This is a genomic window from Chitinophaga varians (assembly GCF_014529945.1).
In the GTDB taxonomy this organism is placed as follows: Bacteria; Bacteroidota; Bacteroidia; order Chitinophagales; family Chitinophagaceae; genus Chitinophaga; species Chitinophaga varians.
Window position 1 is genome coordinate 338680 of the sequence record NZ_JACVFB010000002.1, and the last position, 14962, is coordinate 353641.

The window sequence follows — 14962 nt, forward strand, 5'->3', positions numbered from 1 at the left end:
CTACTCAAATTGGTTTAATACTTTGTAGCCCGCATCCTTCAGCAGCTTCTCTCTCTGGAAAAGCTCCACGTCTGCAGCTACCATTTCTTTTACCAGTGCAGGCAGGTCATATTTTGGTTTCCAGCTAAGCTTGGATTGAGCTTTGGTAGGATCCCCAATGAGCAGGTCTACCTCAGTCGGACGGAAATAACGAGGATCGATGGCCACCACTTCCTGGCCAGGCTTTAATGGGCACTCGGCGTTACTATTGGTTTTCACATATCCCCGCTCGTTTATACCTTCTCCCTTAAATTCGAGTTCAACACCCACCTCTGCAAAAGCCATCCTGATAAAGTCTCTTACTGTCGTAGTAATGCCCGTAGCAATAACAAAATCCTCTGGTTTCTCCTGTTGCAGAATCAGCCACATGGCCTCCACATAATCTTTTGCATGTCCCCAATCCCTTTTAGCATCCAGATTCCCCATATAGAGTTTGTCCTGTAATCCCAAAGAGAGTTTAGCAACCGCTCTGGTAATTTTTCTCGTCACAAAAGTTTCACCTCTTAATGGACTTTCGTGATTGAACAAAATTCCGTTACAGGCAAACATATTATATGCTTCTCTGTAGTTGACCGTGATCCAGAAGGCATACATTTTTGCCACTGCATAGGGTGAGCGCGGGTAGAACGGTGTTTTTTCCGATTGCGGCACCTCCTGTACAAGACCATATAACTCAGACGTAGAAGCCTGGTATATTCTTGTTTTCTGCGTCAATCCCAGCAATCGCACTGCTTCCAGGATACGTAATGTTCCTACACCGTCCACATCGGCAGTGTATTCGGGAGCTTCAAAACTCACTTGTACGTGGCTCATCGCACCCAGGTTGTAGATCTCGTCGGGTTGTACTTCCTGGATAATGCGGATAAGATTTGTACTATCAGTCAGGTCGCCATAGTGAAGTTTCAGTTGAACATGCTTCTCATGCGGGTCCTGGTATAGATGATCAATTCTGTCAGTATTAAACAAAGATGAGCGGCGTTTTAGCCCATGCACCTGATACCCCTTCTTGAGGAGTAAATCTGCCAGGTAAGCACCGTCCTGACCGGTAATGCCTGTAATTAGCGCAACTTTCATATTGTGTTTTTTATAGGATATATATTAGGCATTTACATTGATAGCTAAATTGAGCTCAGTCCTTACCTTTTTAAGCGCATGTGCAATCACATGATGCATATCATAATATTTATATTCAGCCAACCGTCCGCCAAAAATAACGTTCTTTTCCGAAGCAGCCAGCTCTTTATATTGCTGATACACCTCCGTGTTCCGGGTATCATTTATCGGATAATATGGTTCTTCCTTATCCGTCCATTCGTTGGGATATTCCCTCGTAATAACAGTTTCCGGTTGGGACCCAAATTCAAAGTGCTTGTGCTCAATAATCCGCGTAAAGGGTGTCTCTGCGTCAGTGTAGTTCACCACTGCGTTTCCCTGATAATTTGAAACGGGCAGATGTTCATGTTCAAAACGAAGGCTTCTGTATTCCAGCTTTCCGAATCTGTATTGGTAAAATTGATCAATCATACCGGTATAGACTATTTTGGTCGCCAGTCCATCAAAATAATCTTTCTGGCCAAAGTAATCCGTATTCAATCTCACTTCGATACCATCCAGCATTTTGTCGATGATCTTATTATAACCACCAACCGGTATGCCCTGATATTTATCATCGAAATAATTGTTATCAAACGTAAAACGCAAAGGCAGTCTTTTAATGATAAATGCCGGCAATTCTTTTGCAGGCCGGCCCCATTGTTTTTCCGTATATCCTTTGATCAGTTTATGATAGATATCTTCACCTACCAGCGATAATGCCTGCTCTTCCAGGTTGGTCGGCTCCGTAATTCCCAGCTTATCTACCTGTGTCTTTATTTTAGCCTGAGCCTCTGCCGGTGTTTTTACGCCCCATAGCTGGTAAAACGTATTCATGTTAAATGGCAGATTATACAGCTCTCCATGGTAATTGGCGACCGGTGAGTTAGTATACCTGTTGAATTCAGCAAACTGATTGACATAATCCCAGATATCCTTATTGCTGGTGTGGAAAATATGTGCTCCATATTTGTGCACATTGATGTCATTTACATTTTCACAGTAAATATTTCCACCTGCATGTGCTCTTTTATCAATAACCAGGCATTTTTTACCGGCTTTGTTGGCTTCGTATGCAAAAACAGACCCGAAAAGACCGGCTCCAACTATGAGGTAATCGTATTCCATTTAATTTACTTTATACTTTTTATATCCATTAAATGCCCAATGGCTCAGATAATACAGACTTTTGATCAGGCCCAGTTTTTCCACCTTGTAATACACCAGGAATTGTGGTTTGATCATCTTCTTTTTATTAGCCGTTACTGAACTGCCCAATATTCTGAGGCTGGCGATCAGTTCCTTGTTTCCATAAGCAACGCCCACTTTCTTAATAATTTCCAACCAATACACATAATCGTCTCTCAGGCTGCCCAGCTCTTCCCGCAAATACACCTTCCCGTATGGTTCAGCATCATACAGACCGGTGCAACAGCTGATAGAGCAAGTTTTCAGCAAACTGTTGTAATCCACTTTTTCCGGCACCAGAAAATCAGGCATGCAGGGTTCTGATTGTTCATTGATCCGTTTATGGGAAGAATATACCAGATGTGCATTTTTTTCTTTCATCAGTTTAATCTGACTTTCCAGGAAGTTGGGTAGCCAGATATCGTCCGCGTCAAGCAGTGCTATGTATTGTCCGTTGGCCCTGCGTAATCCGTTATTTCTTGCAGCGGCTGAGCCTCCATTCGGCTGAGAAATATATTTAATCCGTTTGTCCTTTTCCTGATATCGTAAAATTATCTCCTCACTATTATCCCTGGACCCATCATTGACAATAATCATTTCCCAGTTGGGATAAGTTTGGGCCATGACCGATTCAATGGTTTCATGCACAAATCTGGCCGCATTATACACCGGAGTAATTATTGAGACTAACCCTTTTTCCATAGCTTATAATTAAGTTGAAATTTTATGATTGTTGACAACATAACCACTCTGCTCCATACTTTTACGACGAAGCTGCGTTGGCTTTTCTGATTCATACCGGCCAGCGTAAAAGTGCTATTATGCCGTCTGTAAAGGATTAATGGCTCGTCATGGAATAATACCTTGCCCACCACTTCTGCCACAAGTCCAATCCACACATCGTGTCCGATTTCCCTGGAAGCCGGGAAAGGCAGGGAAAGCTGCAGCACCCTTTTGGTGAATGCCATACAGGAACCATAGTAACTATTCTTGATAGCATTTTTTACGATGCCTTTTCCGGAGCCCAGAAAATCAAAGAAAGATGGATGAATGGGTTGCAGATTTTCGTCCACCACAATCGAATTGCTCACCACCAGATCATATTGCTGTAATAATGCTATCATTTTCCGGCATTTCCCCGGTAACCATACATCGTCCTGGTCTGCGAGAAAAATGAAATCCCCTTTGGCATTTTTTAATGCATGCTGAAAATTTTCCGTTGGTCTTCCCGAACTGTTCTGATGATGCAATACCCTGATCCTGGGATCATGAAATGCTTCAATAATACTGATGGTACTGTCAGTGGATCCATCATCGGAGATCACCAGTTCATCATCCGGCCCCAACTCATCAAGAATCGATTTAATCTGTTCATGAATATGATCTTCTCCATTATAAGAAGCCAAACATACTGAGATCATTAAAAATGTTTTATCTGATTTATATCCAGGCTATACCAATAATAGCTTACTGACTTCTTTTTCAAATGCTGCTTCCAGATTGAGCGCTTTCAGCTTTTGATACCCTCTTTTGGCAATATTATCACGAAACACCTGTTGAATCAACATTTCTTCCATTGCTCTTAATAACTCGTCCGGTTGGGCAGGGTCAATAAACACAGTATCTTCCCGATGGGTCAATATCTCCGTCAGGGAAGTATTACTCGTTATAATAGTTGGTATTTCAATACTCATTGCTTCCATAGCCACCAGCCCCCATGACTCGAAATCTGATGGCAGCACAAAAATATCAATTCCGGCAAAAAAATCATCTACATCCCTGGAATGAGGGAGAACCGACACTTGCCCATCGAGTCCAAGGGCCTGTATTGTCCGCATAATTTCCCCTTTCTGCTCTCCTCCTCCCATGATATGCAGCCGGGCAGGTATTTCCGGGTACTTGTGCTGCAGCGTCCCGAAACAATTTATCAATGGCAGTATATTTTTGGGTCGTGTAAAGCTGCCAAGAAACCCAAAGACAACTGCCTGGCGGACCGGAACTTCCTGCTTCCGCAAGAATCTTGCAGGAGTATATATCACCACGCTACGCGGGATAGTGATACCAAATTCCTTCTCCCATAATTCCTTTTGCTGGTGGGAAATAAACACCACCAGGTTTTGCCTCCGTTTTAGCAGTTTACGGTACAGCGGATACAAAAAAGCAGGAATCCATCGGAAACTCCCTCCTGTTGGCTGTTCATGGAAGTGCCATATATGCTCAATATTAAGTATCCATGCCAGTAACGGTCCTATAATATTGATGCAGGTATTTGAATAAATAACATTTATCCGTTTACGCCGACATACCACCCATAACTGCAACAAGGCCATGTTATTCCACAGCATAATCAGCAAAGACAACAATGCCCGGGGATTCACGAGCCGGAATGGTGAACGTATCACCGAAACATTCTCCGTTTCACGTAAAGCCTCCCTGAAACCATTGCTGCGACCATAGGGCAACACAACAGAGACCTCTGCCGCCTTGTTGCCAAGCGCGTGAGATATGATCCGGAACAGTACAGATTCCGCACCAAAAAACATGTCCCTATGCCCTATGAATAATATCTTTTTCATTCTGACTGTCGATCGTTTATATATGCTTCATCACTTTTATCCAAACGCTCCTGGCCTGTGCTCCGTTTTTCAAACACACTGTATATAATATAATTTTGATATGGATTATAGGCAGCTGCGCCTGGCATTTCAAGAAAAACCATGCGGCCATACAAAAACGAAAAAACAACAATTCCTGCGTATGCCACCAGCTTTTGTAGCGGTTCGCGATACACCTCAATAATATATGGCAACAGTACCAGGTTACAAACAGTAAAATAAAAACGATACCTATTACTCAGCTCAATCAACTCATAACACACGAAATATATGAATATATTCAGCATAAACAGGTTAAAGAAACAGTAAAAATACTTTTTCTCCTCCAGCTTGCTCTTATTGTTGATATACAGTATAAACAACAGGATATTGATCCAGGTACCCACGGAAAGGTTACGGGCCACTCCATAAACCGAATTGGTGATATAGGCCTCCAGGATCAATCCGTTTACCCCACCGATGGCGGCTGCCAGCAGCTTCAACAACGGAGCCATCCAGGAAATGTGCAGGACAAAGACTGCCAGGCTAAGGATAAAGCATACGATGTATCCTTTGGTGCTCATCTTCCTGTGCAGGAAAAAGTAAAGCGGTAACACCAACACAACAGAACGATGGAATAGAAACGCAATCACCACTATCAGCAGAAATGGCAGGAACCGACGTTCATAAATATACCGGACCGAACCAAAAAAGAGCACCACCGCGATCCCCTGACGTATCGCAATCATATCCAGGGAGAGGAACATGGTGGTATAGTATATCATCACCCCCACAATTGGGTTTTTGAGATAACGTTTGAGGTACACGAATAATAGTATCCCGCTAAGGGAGGCAATAATAAAGAACATCGCCTGGGCGTTCCCTCCCATAGACTTTACAACCGCGTTGATGATCTTATATCCCCATTCCATATAGCTCTCCTGAAATACGGGAGCATTTCCGAAAAGTACCTGGGGCAGTGGCTCTACTTCATTAAAAAATATTGTATATCCCGGCCAGTCTCCTCCTGTTTCAAAACGCAAACCAGCCAGAAAAACCAGTATGAGGGAGGAGATGACAAAAAAGATCATTTTACTGCTTCTGTTGATATCAGTGATATCCAGAAAGCTAAAAACAATCAGTATGCAAAATATAAAGAGATATACCATATTCCCACTATATATTTGAATTACCCTATGGGGTATTTTTTAAGATAATTCATACAGTCATATATCGTATCCATTTTTTCAACTACCGTGATCTGTCGGTCTAACCGCCAACTGTTTCGGAGCGCTGCATACCATTTTCCTCCCATTTTTTTTACGTAGTGGGCACCTACCCGCCACATGCACAGCGGGTCTTTCTTCCGGTAAGCTGCCATTGCCTTAAAAGTATGCGTATTCACTTCCGGAATGTATGTCAGCAGGTAAGCGTACAATTCGTTGTAATTGAGGCTTAACCCTGTTTTCCCGAACTGTTGCAGCGCCTCCAGCGCCGATTGCGCATAGATAGTGGGGCCTGTCCAAATTCTTGGAACAAAAATATTCCAGTTTGCCAGTGTAGCGGGCGGCAGGAATTTCTGATCTTCCAGCTTTCCGACATGGGCATTGCGTATTCCCATTCCTGCGGCGCTCTTTTTAGATACACCGGTGACCGTTACAGGATAGTTTGCATAATAGTAGTTTTTCTCTGCTACACAAGCCAATGCTATACTACTGGCCATATCCGGTGATGCACCAGGAAAATACGACCCGGTGTGCCGCATGATCCGGTCCATCAACTCTTTTTTCACCATCCCGTGATATATGCGGGGCAGGTTCCCGATATACAATGTCCCCCGGCCAAGCGTATGCTGTAGCTGCTCTTCCGGCACCAGTGGTTGCAGTTGCATGGAAACCTGTTGCGGGATCTGCATCACTCCGGGGCGGAAATAGTAGTTCTCATTGCTGACATGCACATCACTCCAATAATAGTTACCCGGCTTATAGATCAGTGCTTCAATGTCCTGTTTGTCCAATAAGTGCGCGATCTCGCATACATAAGGCGACACGATATCATCATCCCCGATAAATACGAGGTATTTGCCCCGCGCATTTGCAACAGCACGGGCAGAATTATCTGACACCGACAAGTGGCCTGCGTGGTATTCATATTTGATACGCGTATCCTTTTTTCTATCTACGTACGCAGCCAGGATACTACCATCGGTTGAATTATCCTGTACCACAATCTCATAGTCAGTTGTCGGAATAAGTTCCAAAATCGCATCTACCACTACTACCAGACACTCAGGTCTGTCTTTTGTAGGTATAACGATAGATAATATCGGTGCAGCTGACTGTGACATTTCCATATTTGATTTCACTTAATAAAATTATTCCTGTTCCTGAACTTCTGCTTCCTTCATCAGGGAGCTACCGGCAGTTTTTCTACGCGCCCCCGGCAGAAATTGCCGAAGATTGATGACATCATCCGGGGCCAGCTTATTATGTACCCATACATTTAGCAGTAAAACCAGACAGCCCGTGACAGCTCCATATAACAGCACATAATAACCATGTGCAAAAGGCAATGTGAGGTAGTATACCACGTATCCAACAACAATAGCGACCAAACAAGGAACAATCGTGTGTTTCAACAACCAGGTACCAAACTCGCCCCCCAAAAACTTATTGATCAATACATATCCCAATACCAAAGTAGCCAATACATTGATGATCAACCAGGGAATAGCAGCCCCCAGCAACCCGAATGCCTTAATGAGCACAATGAAGGAAGGGATGATACAAATAATGCAAATAACCCCCAGCTTAATATTCGCTTTATTATAGCCATTTCCGATGGACAAATAATATGGCATCAACTGAAAAGCCAGGAAGGTACTGCCAACTAAAAGGATCTTTGCGGTTACATTTACGGTATTTGCAATCAGCGGGTCATGTGTCCAGATAAACAGCATTTCTTTGGTATACAGAAACAGCACAATACTGACGGCCGCTGCTACACTGGCAATAAAAAAAGAAAAACGCTGGAACAGTTTCACCAGCTCTTCCCGTTTATGCTCTGCAATCAACCGCGTTAGTTGAGGCACCACTGCTACCGCAACGGGAGTGGTGATGATCACCGGAGATTGTGCAAAAACAGCTGCCAGTGAATAATATCCAAAATCAGATAATGACAGCATCTTACTGATTAATAACTTGTCCAGCTGCGTGTTCAGCGCGGCGATCATTCCCATCACCATCATGCCAAGTGCAAACTTCCAAATGTTACGGATCAGCCCTAAATTAAAAGCGTATGTCATCTGTGTGCGGACCAGCTCCCAGAGTTTAAAGCGGGTTATCAACAGAAAAATACCATTCACAAGTATCTGCCATACAAAAAAAGTAGTAAGAGAAGGGAGAAAATACAATGGTAGTAATACCACACCGGAACGAAAAAAGCTCCAAAGTATCTGCAGACCGTTGGCCAATACCTGCTTTTGAAGCCCCATCAACCCGCCATTGTAAAGCGTTGAAAAAAACTGAAAAGAGATACCGATTCCCATCAGGCCAATGTAAAGGGCGAGAGAGGATTGTGGGATAACCGTTGATTTCAGCCAGTTGGTAGCAATGATGTTGGAAAACAGAAAAATGCCAATAATAATAAGCAGGCAAATAATCATATAGATCCGTTCCATCGTAAACAGGAGATTGCCCAGATACTTTTTATCTGTACTTCGCGCCAGCTCCCTGTTCAGCGTTGCAGTCAACCCAGCGTCCGCAAAAAAAAGCAGGGCCAGAATAACTGCATAAAAATTAATGACGGCATAAGATTCAATGCCCAATAATTTTATATAAAGTGGCACAAAAATGTATACTGAAACAAAGCTCCAAACCTTTCCAATATAATTGGCAATAATATTTTTGGTCAGTGTATTATTCATTGGAGGTATTAATCGGAAGGAATCTCGCCTTGTTATTGTATATATATTTATAAAACTTTCGTTCCAGCTGGCTTAAGGATTTGGTGTAGTTTTTTGTTGCCAGAGAAAAATAACTTTGGCCTGCAGACAGCTCCGGAAGCGTATCAGCACAACCAATTATAACCACCTCTCCCAATGTATTGGTAAGCCGCAGTATTCCATCTTCTTCTTCCAATCGGATGTCCGGATTTAACCCTACAAATTCATGGCTCCATTTTTTCATCATTCCCAATTTCTCGGCCATCGTTGGTTTATACCACAACTTCAATTTTTCCTGTTTCTTAGCAGGATTACCGGAGTAGGTGCTATGAGCGTCCGTATTCTTTTGAATGAATGACGTTGTCATACAAATAGTACGCTCCCGGATAGTAACACCGGAGGCCACAATACAGGAGCCAACAAGCCATACGTCATTCTCAATTACTGTATGGCCGGTACTGTGCAAAAGACAACCCTCCAGCTGTTCTCCACTGGCCACATGCGACCAAACCTGAGAATACATCCCGATTCTGACGCCATGACCGATGGTCAATCCGCCGCTACCATCCAGGATGCTGTTCTGCCCAAACCAACAGTTATGTCCGATAGTAGTTGGTATATCTCCGATCGCGGTCACCAGAATGCTGTTGTGAAACACATTCCAGTCGCCGACGCTGATACCGGACGGGCCTATAAGAACTTTCACATTCTCATTAAAAACATTACAGTCACCAATATGAAACTGTCCTGCACCAGCGAGGACCTCAAACCTTACCCCTTTCCGGATCACGTTATAGTTCCCCAGCGTCACATTGGCAGGTATTTCCACCCCCTCTTCAATAATATTTCCAACTCCTTGTTTTACCTGTGTTAACATCATTAAACAAAATTTAAAACACAACCACCCCAGGAGTATCCTACACCAAAACCAGCCAATATCACTTTCTGCTGTTCTCCTGCCAGTCTTTTTTCATTTACCGCTTCCTTCAGCGCAATCGGAATAGTGGAGGAAACTGTGTTACCTACCGCTTTCAGGAACAAGTAAAACTTGTCTTCACTGATACCGATTTTCTTACGCAGAAAATTCAACATATATTGATTCGCCTGATGAAATACAAACAGCGAAATGTCGTCCATAGCCAGATTATTCTTGGCCAATGTAGCTTTCACCAATTTAGGCACGGCATCCAGGGTAAAATTAAAAATCTCCGATCCGTTCATATATAAACAATCGGGAGAAACAATGTCCCCGTCAGTTATTGACACAACCTTTTCGGGATTATAGGGATGTCTGGCACCACCATTTCTGACGATCAGATTTTCGGCTCCGCTACCGTCCGTTCCCAGTTCAAAATCCATGATTTCAGCGAATCCTTCCGTAGAGATGAGGGTAGCCGCAGCTGCATCCCCGAAAATGGTCCTGTTGCCTTTGTCTTTCGGATGTATATATTTTGAATAAGTTTCCGCTGTAATCAGCAGAATATTTTTTGCGATTCCCCCCGCAATAAGCCCTTTTGCAAAAGCCAGCCCATATACAAACCCAGAGCAACCAAGATTGAAGTCAATTGCTCCGGCATTGGTCGGGATGCCCAGCTTATCCTGTACGATACAAGCGGTGGTAGGCAAAACATAATCCGGGCTTTGCGTACACAACAACACAAAATCTATTTGCCCCGGATCTATATTATATTCAACCATCAAAGCCTGACCAGCCTTTACAGCCATGTCAGACACAAACTCATCTTTCCCTGCAATACGCCTTTCTTCTATACCAACCTTTGTGGCTACTTTTTCAACAGACCACTCGGGAAAATCGCTGACCAACAATTCGTTGGTCATACGTAATTCGGGCAGATAATAGCTTATCGCTTTGATATATGCTTTCATTATTTTAAAGTATATCCTCCGTCTAAAATCATAATATTACCAGTGGCCCATCTACTTGCATCGGAAAGATAGAATATGGCCGTATTGGCCACATCTTCCGGCGCTCCATAGCCCAGGGGGTACTCTTTTTCCGCTTCGTTGAATTTGTCCTCCTCCATTACATCTTTTGCCGCGTCTATAAGGGGAGTCCTTACTATTCCCGGACAAACGGCATTGACCCTGATCTTCTGAGGGGCCAGCTCAGCTGCCAACACCTTCACGGCTGCATTCAGCGCAGCTTTGGACGAGGCGTACAACAAGGTGGCAGGAATTCCCAACTGAGAAGACAGAGAAGAAATGAAAAACAAGGATGCTTTTTTATTCAGCTTCTTCTTTTTCATTAATTGCTGAACCAATATTATCTGACTATTGAAATTGACATTAAAGATATCAGCAATTTTAGCCTGCGTAGTAAACTGTGCAGGCAGGTAAGTGATCACGCCGGCACAAAAAACCACACCATCAAGGGAATCCAGCGATAACACCATTTGCTGTAATGCAGCATCATCCGTCAGATCACAAGGTTGAGCCGTATGGCCCTCGCCTGGCATTACCGACAACGTTTGTTTCAACCGGTCTTCGTTTCTCCCGGAAATGACCAATACAGCTCCCTGGTCAGCCAACGAAATACAAATCTGCCGGCCAATTCCGGAAGAAGCTCCTGTAACCAATATTTTTTTCCCCTTTAAAGAAAACAGATCACTCATTTTTCGGCTGCTTTCTTTTTCACCAGGTTAAACAGGTCAGTGATCGTACCACTTTCCCGGATCTCGTCTCCGGAAATCCGTACACCGTAGTTTTCATCTACCATAGCAATCGTGGCAAGTCCCAATAACGAGCTCCACTCTTCTATTTGCTTAAAGTCTGTTCCCTCGCCAATTTCGCTTTTTGGTGTTTCATCAAAAAGATCGGCAAAGCTTGCAACAAAAGTAGTGATTTCCATAATATATTATTTTATTACTAATCAATTCATCCACCATCCACAAGGCAATGCGAGGTGCTTTTCCATAAAGGAATTCACCCCTTTCAATGCAGGTTGTTCTCCGAAAGCGGAATAAACATTATTGTTAAGATGGACACCTGAAGCATAATATCCCTCGCTCCTGAAATGACTAAGCATTCCGGCCTTGTCATTAGTTAACACACTAAACACCCAATAGTTGGGATTAACGCCGGGCCGATCACCTAAAAAGGACGTATCCGGAAAATGTTCCCTGAAATAATTTTTCCAGTTTTCTCCGTTTTGGCGTTGTTTGGCCAACAGCCCCGGCAGGTCGTCCATCTGCAACGTTCCAATGTAGGCGTTTACATCGCTCATCAGTGCGCCATAACCCTCCATGGAAATATCGCAGGCGGCACTGATTTCGTTAAACTGATCTCTGAATATTCTCCGGTCGATACCATAGTCCCGAACAAGTTTTGCCTTTTCAAACAACGCTTTATCCCTGAATACAATCCCGCCACCGTCTATCGTATTAGGCAACCTTACCGGTTGAAAGGAAAATATGGAAATATCTGTTTGACCACCTCCCATTACCTGGCCCTGGTACTCAGTGCCGAATGCTTCGATACAATCGTCAATCACAATAATACCATGTTCTTTTCCGATCGCATTGATTTCATCTATGTAGCCAGGATAACCACAGAAATGGTTATGCATGATCACTTTAGTTTTGGAAGAGATCTTTTTCCTGACGTCATCGGGCGACAACGTACCCGTTGCGGGATCTACGTCTGCCCACACAATGTGCAACCCTTTGGTCAGGAAAGGCTGATTAGAAGCCAGGCAGCTCACCGGGGAAGCGATTACCTCATCTCCCGGCTTTAAGTCCAGAACAGACTGAATTACCAATACGGCAATATTATAGGAGTTAACAGCCAGTACCTGTTCCTTTCCCAGGAACCTGGCCAGTTTACTTTCAAATTCCTTTCCCCATTTGCCATAACTCAGCGCACCTGAATGCAATATTTCATTCAGATAAGAAAGGTCATTGGGCATATACGGCTTAAACAAGGGGACCATCGGTACTTATGGTTTATAATTTAAAAATCGTACAGACTGTGGTAGTTTACCAGCCTTTTTTGATAACCGTGGCAATTCTTTCCCGGTCTTCTTCTGTTAACCACCATCCGCAGGGTATGTGAACCATCTTTTTATAGAACTCATCAAACACTGGCAATTCAGTTTTCGACTCATTAAAAACGGAATGCCGGTCATTGCGAAGATGTAATTCGGAAGCTGCCACGCCATTTTCAGCCATCATCCGGATGAAGTCTTCACGACGGTCTACCTTCATGGTATAAAGCCAATAGGAAGGCTCTGTACCAGGATAGTACTGTAGTAACTCCACACCAGCTGTTTGCTGCAACGCCTGATCAAAGAACTTTCCATTCTCTATGTATTTGCCAACAATTTCGCGGACGTATCCCATCTGGACCAGGCCGATAGTAGCATTTACATTGTTCATATGATACTTGTATCCTGGCGTCGTAATGTCATTTTCCAGCCTTGGCTTTGTTTTATCCAGTCCAAACCAGCGAAGCAGCCTCGCGCGGTCGGCCTGTTCCTTGTTTTTAACACAGAGAAATCCGCCATCAACCGTTGTCATGTGCTTGATAGCCTGCAACGAAAAAATAGTGTAGTCAGAAATACCACCCAGTGGCTGTCCATTATATTTGGCGCCCAATGCATGGGCTGCATCCTCGATAATGGGAATATTGAATTCAGCTGAAAGCTGTTGAAACGCTGTTAGATCAGCTACCATGCCGGCATAATGTACCAGCATGATTGCTTTTGTTTTTTCTGTGATTTTTTTCCTAACATCAGCAGGGTCCAGCAATCCGGTAGAGGCATCTACATCTGCCCACACCACTTTGGCTCCCATCAATTTGATAGCCACATTCGTCGGCTCTGCTGTGAGCACCGTGCTGATGATCTCATCTCCTTCACCCACTCCGGCCAGCATCAATGCGATGTGCAGCGCCGCTGTGCCGGAATTCAGCGATAATGAAAATGGATTTGCGACGTAGTCTGCAAAAGTCCGCTCAAACTCATATACTTTTTCACCTTCCGCGATATAGCCACTATAAAGAATATTTTCCAAAGCAGGCAATAAGTCCTCACGCGGAGGCAAGTATGGTTTTACTATGGGAATCATACTTTAGATTTTAGAGAATTCACCCTTTTCCACATGCACTTCAGCTGCTTTTTCATCAGCCACCCGGATAAGGTCTTTGATCAGGTCCAGGTCATCAATGATTTCACTGTCAGAGCTGTATTCCACTCCCAGGTCATTCATATTCTTGTTGGCCCACCAAGGGTGTACTGTAAAATAGTCTCCATGATCTTCTGTACGTTGCAGTTCCTCTTCAGTAATCAATATCTCATGCAGTTTTTCGCCTGGATACTTTCCAATCACTTTAAAGCTGAACGGACGCTCAAACTCATCACATAATACTTTTGCAATATTGGTGATACGTGCACTGGGGGCTTTCTTCACAAAAGTTTCACCTCCATTGGCGTTTTCTGTAGCATACATTACCAGGTCTATCGCGTCGCTCAGTGTAAGCAGGAAGCGGGTCATTTCCTCATCGGTAATGGTAATTTCCTGATCTTCCTGAAGCTGTTTTCTGAAAAAAGGAATAACAGAGCCTCTGGACAGCAATACGTTTCCGTAGCGTACCACGCAGAAAATAGTTCCTTTGTTTTCAGGGGAGTGATTGGCACTCAACACCAGTCTTTCCTGGGTAGCTTTGGTCATACCCATTACATTTACTGGTTTCACTGCTTTATCTGTGCTTACACAAATGAACTTACCTACTTTATGCTTAAGCGCAGCAGTGATCACATTCTGCACACCTATAATGTTGGTCTTTACAGCTTCAAACGGAGAGTTTTCACAAACAGGTACATGTTTCAGCGCAGCAGCCTGATAAACAATATCAACTCCTTCCATTACTTCATCTACCCGGACAAAATCACGTATATCACCGATGAAAAACTTCAATTTGGGATGATTCTTATAATGAATCCTCATGTCATACTGCTTTTTTTCATCCCTGCTCAGGATACGGATTTCCTTTACGTCTTTCTGTAATAAGCGGTGAACAATGTAATTACCAAATGAGCCCGTACCACCTGTTACAAGTATGGTTTTATTTTCATAGTGCATAATACTGC

At 43.6% G+C, this 14962-nt stretch carries 15 protein-coding genes; all 15 read right to left on the minus strand.

The annotated features are described in order from the left end of the window. The 15 genes from gmd to ICL55_RS09185 all read right to left on the minus strand — a co-directional run bounded on the left by gmd (position 1) and on the right by ICL55_RS09185 (position 14954). Positions 1–1113, minus strand: a complete 1113-nt coding sequence (gene gmd / locus ICL55_RS09115) for a GDP-mannose 4,6-dehydratase (protein WP_188096254.1) — start codon at positions 1111–1113, stop codon at positions 1–3. A 24-nt stretch (positions 1114–1137) separates the two neighbouring features. Further along, positions 1138–2259 (minus strand): UDP-galactopyranose mutase, encoded by a 1122-nt coding sequence (gene glf / locus ICL55_RS09120; protein ID WP_188096256.1) that lies wholly within the window; start codon positions 2257–2259, stop codon positions 1138–1140. Continuing rightward, a complete protein-coding gene (locus ICL55_RS09125) occupies positions 2260–3021 on the minus strand; it encodes a glycosyltransferase family 2 protein (protein ID WP_188096258.1) in 762 nt (253 codons plus the stop codon). Beyond that, complete coding sequence (locus tag ICL55_RS09130) at positions 3006–3740, minus strand: glycosyltransferase family 2 protein (RefSeq protein WP_188096260.1); 735 nt, start codon at positions 3738–3740, stop codon at positions 3006–3008. Before ICL55_RS09130 ends, ICL55_RS09125 begins: the two co-directional genes overlap by 16 nt. Before the next feature lie 30 nt (positions 3741–3770). Continuing rightward, complete coding sequence (locus tag ICL55_RS09135) at positions 3771–4895, minus strand: glycosyltransferase family 4 protein (RefSeq protein ID WP_188096262.1); 1125 nt, start codon at positions 4893–4895, stop codon at positions 3771–3773. Beyond that, on the minus strand, positions 4892–6004 hold the full coding sequence (locus ICL55_RS09140; protein ID WP_188096263.1) for an EpsG family protein: 1113 nt from the start codon (positions 6002–6004) through the stop codon (positions 4892–4894). The genes ICL55_RS09135 and ICL55_RS09140 overlap by 4 nt, the downstream gene beginning before the upstream one ends. Positions 6005–6102: 98 nt before the next feature. Then, positions 6103–7260 (minus strand): glycosyltransferase family 2 protein, encoded by a 1158-nt coding sequence (locus ICL55_RS09145; protein WP_188096265.1) that lies wholly within the window; start codon positions 7258–7260, stop codon positions 6103–6105. Between the two features lie 27 nt (positions 7261–7287). After that, on the minus strand, positions 7288–8838 hold the full coding sequence (locus ICL55_RS09150; RefSeq protein ID WP_246496210.1) for an oligosaccharide flippase family protein: 1551 nt from the start codon (positions 8836–8838) through the stop codon (positions 7288–7290). Then, positions 8831–9736: an LbetaH domain-containing protein gene (locus ICL55_RS09155; protein ID WP_188096270.1), complete on the minus strand. Its 906-nt coding sequence runs from the start codon at positions 9734–9736 to the stop codon at positions 8831–8833. Before ICL55_RS09155 ends, ICL55_RS09150 begins: the two co-directional genes overlap by 8 nt. Next, complete coding sequence (locus ICL55_RS09160) at positions 9736–10743, minus strand: 3-oxoacyl-ACP synthase III family protein (protein WP_188096272.1); 1008 nt, start codon at positions 10741–10743, stop codon at positions 9736–9738. Before ICL55_RS09160 ends, ICL55_RS09155 begins: the two co-directional genes overlap by 1 nt. Further along, complete coding sequence (locus tag ICL55_RS09165; protein ID WP_188096274.1) at positions 10743–11489, minus strand: SDR family NAD(P)-dependent oxidoreductase; 747 nt, start codon at positions 11487–11489, stop codon at positions 10743–10745. Before ICL55_RS09165 ends, ICL55_RS09160 begins: the two co-directional genes overlap by 1 nt. Beyond that, the gene (locus ICL55_RS09170) at positions 11486–11725 is read right to left on the minus strand and encodes an acyl carrier protein (protein ID WP_188096276.1); all 240 of its coding nucleotides are present in this window, start codon (positions 11723–11725) and stop codon (positions 11486–11488) included. Before ICL55_RS09170 ends, ICL55_RS09165 begins: the two co-directional genes overlap by 4 nt. Before the next feature lie 21 nt (positions 11726–11746). Continuing rightward, entirely contained in the window at positions 11747–12805 is a 1059-nt protein-coding gene (locus ICL55_RS09175; RefSeq protein WP_188096278.1) for a DegT/DnrJ/EryC1/StrS family aminotransferase, read from the minus strand. Positions 12806–12851: 46 nt separating this feature from the next. Further along, the gene (locus ICL55_RS09180; RefSeq protein ID WP_188096280.1) at positions 12852–13940 is read right to left on the minus strand and encodes a DegT/DnrJ/EryC1/StrS family aminotransferase; all 1089 of its coding nucleotides are present in this window, start codon (positions 13938–13940) and stop codon (positions 12852–12854) included. A 3-nt stretch (positions 13941–13943) separates the two neighbouring features. Further along, complete coding sequence (locus ICL55_RS09185; protein WP_188096283.1) at positions 13944–14954, minus strand: SDR family NAD(P)-dependent oxidoreductase; 1011 nt, start codon at positions 14952–14954, stop codon at positions 13944–13946. Between the last annotated feature and the right edge of the window lie 8 nt (positions 14955–14962).

Bases quoted from the DNA above. Each gene is read 5' to 3' on its own strand.
- ICL55_RS09155 (WP_188096270.1), bottom strand. From the start codon at position 9,736: ATGATGTTAACACAGGTAAAACAAGGAGTTGGAAATATTATTGAAGAG.
- ICL55_RS09135 (WP_188096262.1), bottom strand. From the start codon at position 4,895: ATGAAAAAGATATTATTCATAGGGCATAGGGACATGTTTTTTGGTGCG.
- ICL55_RS09150 (WP_246496210.1), bottom strand. From the start codon at position 8,838: ATGAATAATACACTGACCAAAAATATTATTGCCAATTATATTGGAAAG.
- ICL55_RS09165 (WP_188096274.1), bottom strand. From the start codon at position 11,489: ATGAGTGATCTGTTTTCTTTAAAGGGGAAAAAAATATTGGTTACAGGA.
- ICL55_RS09170 (WP_188096276.1), bottom strand. From the start codon at position 11,725: ATGGAAATCACTACTTTTGTTGCAAGCTTTGCCGATCTTTTTGATGAA.
- ICL55_RS09180 (WP_188096280.1), bottom strand. From the start codon at position 13,940: ATGATTCCCATAGTAAAACCATACTTGCCTCCGCGTGAGGACTTATTG.
- ICL55_RS09130 (WP_188096260.1), bottom strand. From the start codon at position 3,740: ATGATCTCAGTATGTTTGGCTTCTTATAATGGAGAAGATCATATTCAT.
- glf (WP_188096256.1), bottom strand. From the start codon at position 2,259: ATGGAATACGATTACCTCATAGTTGGAGCCGGTCTTTTCGGGTCTGTT.
- ICL55_RS09185 (WP_188096283.1), bottom strand. From the start codon at position 14,954: ATGCACTATGAAAATAAAACCATACTTGTAACAGGTGGTACGGGCTCA.
- ICL55_RS09145 (WP_188096265.1), bottom strand. From the start codon at position 7,260: ATGTCACAGTCAGCTGCACCGATATTATCTATCGTTATACCTACAAAA.
- ICL55_RS09160 (WP_188096272.1), bottom strand. From the start codon at position 10,743: ATGAAAGCATATATCAAAGCGATAAGCTATTATCTGCCCGAATTACGT.
- ICL55_RS09140 (WP_188096263.1), bottom strand. From the start codon at position 6,004: ATGATCTTTTTTGTCATCTCCTCCCTCATACTGGTTTTTCTGGCTGGT.
- ICL55_RS09175 (WP_188096278.1), bottom strand. From the start codon at position 12,805: ATGGTCCCCTTGTTTAAGCCGTATATGCCCAATGACCTTTCTTATCTG.
- gmd (WP_188096254.1), bottom strand. From the start codon at position 1,113: ATGAAAGTTGCGCTAATTACAGGCATTACCGGTCAGGACGGTGCTTAC.
- ICL55_RS09125 (WP_188096258.1), bottom strand. From the start codon at position 3,021: ATGGAAAAAGGGTTAGTCTCAATAATTACTCCGGTGTATAATGCGGCC.